The 248-nt window shown below is 60.1% G+C and carries 1 protein-coding gene; it reads left to right on the top strand.

What is annotated here, in order from left to right; all coding sequences use genetic code 11:
* Nucleotides 1-248: trypsin-like peptidase domain-containing protein (locus JNK74_29890; GenBank protein ID MBL7650382.1), on the top strand; the 248-nt coding region annotated here is incomplete at both ends.

The raw sequence follows: 248 nt of genomic DNA, 5'->3' as shown, positions 1-248 counted from the left end.
ACCACGGAGACCGCCGTGAACGTGCGCGACCCCTTCGCTGACTTTTTCTGGGGCTATCGCGCTCCGCAACAGCAGCAACTCCGCCAAGGGGCCGGTAGCGGGGTCATCGTGAGCAGCGATGGTTACATCGTCACGAACAATCACGTGATCGAAGGTGCCGACAAGATCCAGGTGCACTTGAACGATCGTCGCATGTTCGAAGGTCAGGTGATCGGTCGTGACCCGAGCACCGATCTGGCGCTGCTGAA

The organism is Candidatus Hydrogenedentota bacterium (assembly GCA_016791475.1).
Lineage (GTDB): Bacteria > Hydrogenedentota > Hydrogenedentia > Hydrogenedentales > JAEUWI01 > JAEUWI01.
The sequence above is the reverse complement of the archived record's forward strand: the minus strand, read 5'-3'. Positions and strand labels throughout refer to the sequence as shown.